Origin of the sequence: Sulfitobacter litoralis, from assembly GCF_900103185.1 — a bacterium.
Taxonomy (GTDB): domain Bacteria; phylum Pseudomonadota; class Alphaproteobacteria; order Rhodobacterales; family Rhodobacteraceae; genus Sulfitobacter; species Sulfitobacter litoralis.
Genome location: NZ_FNJD01000055.1, coordinates 1 through 1,754, shown reverse-complemented (window position 1 = coordinate 1,754; position 1,754 = coordinate 1). Strand labels below are relative to the sequence as shown.

Genomic DNA, 1,754 nt, shown 5'->3' with positions numbered 1-1,754 from the left:
CCCAAAACTAATCCGTCCTCGCCCGATTCCTAAGAGTTTGTCAGATTTTCCATTTAAAATCAAAGGACTACATGCCCTGAAGTAAGAAGATTCTAGAAGAAAAAGAAGAAGAAAGATCACAGCACAAATGCGGATTTACGTAATCGCATAATTTCGCCATGTTCGGCCTTTGTTCCTTGAGTTGTAGCTGCCAAAACACTACAATGGTTTGTATCTGCTCATACATGGACCGCAAAATATGGACATTTCACCCCTGCTTACCGTGGCTGACTTCTGTCAGGCCGTAGGTATTAGCCGATCCACCTGGCACAAACTCAAGCGCCAAGGCGCAACACCCGCCGTTGTCACAATCGGCGGCATTCAACGCATCCGAAAGGAAGCGGCTGAGGCATGGCTTGCTGAGAACGAAACCAGAGGCAGCACCATCCACTAACAACACCTAGCCCGGTCGAAATGGGAGGATCGGCGGGCCTATCGAGGCAAAGAAACTGGACACGCAATTCACTGCATCAGGTTCTACCGGAACGGCTGAAACGCCCGAGTTACGGAAGCGGCCTATATATATAGCTCGCGCGTTACCTATACCGTATGGTTCCCACCTGAACCCACAACCAGACACGCTGGCGAACAAGGACGGGCAAGGGGCGGTCACCAGCCCCGCAGCCGCAGCCCGCGCGGTGGTCAGTGAGATCACCAAGACAATCCAGCCGCCAGAAAAACGCACGGACGGCTTGCCGATAGGTTCGCAGGCCAATTTCATAGAAGCGGCAAAGTGCGCAACCATTCTAGGGTTCCCGATCAATACGCTTCTCACGGTTCGCTGGTCGTCGCTCCGCCATCACGACAACGCCAATCACCTCTTTGCACAATCACCCGTCGAGCGGATTGCGTACCTTGTCGAATTGCTGAGAAAATGGGTCAGCGCGCGGTGTCGCGGCGGCTTCCTGTATCTTTGGGTACGCGAAACAACTTCAGAACTGGGCGAACACTGGCACCTGGCTTTTCATCTACCACACGGGAAGCGGAAGGCCGTCGCGTCCTACCTCTCCGATCTTCTTGGCGAACCCTTAGATCACACGCCCCGCACCAAGGCGCAGGGTCGGACAGAGGGCGAGTTCGCGTGTAGCGTCTGGCGGTCGTGGCACCTGGCGAAAGACACACACCCGGAACGATCCGGCTTCTACCTCGCCGCCTATCTCGGAAAGGGCGAACCATCCGAACGCATGTTTCGTGGCAAACTGGTTCCCAACACCCGCAAGCTGGTCAGGGGCCAGGCGTTCGGTGGCCGCGAAAAGTCTGGCAGATACGATGCGCCGCAAGGTCAGATCAGGGGCACGACAGCGCTCAAGAAACGGTTCGACATTGCCCGTCCGCTCAAACAGGCCATGAAGGCGCGCCAGAGCGGCGATTTAAGCGGCATAAGGGCTTGAGGCATGGTTGGGGGTGCTAGATGCGAGAAGGGCACTCAGCGCCGCTCTCTGCGCCTCTCAGGGGCGTTCACGAAAATCGCTCTATCACAGCAAAAGCAGCCGGGAACCGATACCGGACAAGTTTCCAAATGATTTCGGCAAAATCTGAGGTGGTTCATGGGCGGCGTAGGTAGCGGGCGACACTGGCAGTTCGGGGCGGACACAACGGACGATTACCGTTCGATTGATATTCGGTGGCTCAAACGTGAGGGACTTCTGGAATCTGGGGTCAGTCGCCGAATTACCTGGTCGCGCGGTGGCGAGGTGACAGGCTCGATCAATATC

3 protein-coding genes are annotated in these 1,754 nt (G+C 56.0%); 2 read left to right on the top strand and 1 reads right to left on the bottom strand.

Going from position 1 to position 1,754, the window contains the following annotated elements:
* Window positions 1-238: 238 nt before the first annotated feature.
* Together BLQ98_RS17980 and BLQ98_RS17975 are read left to right on the top strand one after the other, a co-directional pair.
* Window positions 239-433: a helix-turn-helix domain-containing protein gene (locus BLQ98_RS17980; protein ID WP_093734546.1), complete on the top strand. Its 195-nt coding sequence runs from the start codon at window positions 239-241 to the stop codon at window positions 431-433.
* Window positions 434-677: 244 nt separating this feature from the next.
* Window positions 678-1,430 (top strand): hypothetical protein, encoded by a 753-nt coding sequence (locus tag BLQ98_RS17975; RefSeq protein WP_093734545.1) that lies wholly within the window; start codon window positions 678-680, stop codon window positions 1,428-1,430.
* Between the two features lie 84 nt (window positions 1,431-1,514).
* On the opposite strand, the gene BLQ98_RS18395 is transcribed toward BLQ98_RS17975, so the two are convergent.
* Window positions 1,515-1,754 (bottom strand): hypothetical protein (locus BLQ98_RS18395; protein WP_208596104.1); only part of this gene is annotated, 240 nt, incomplete at its 5' end.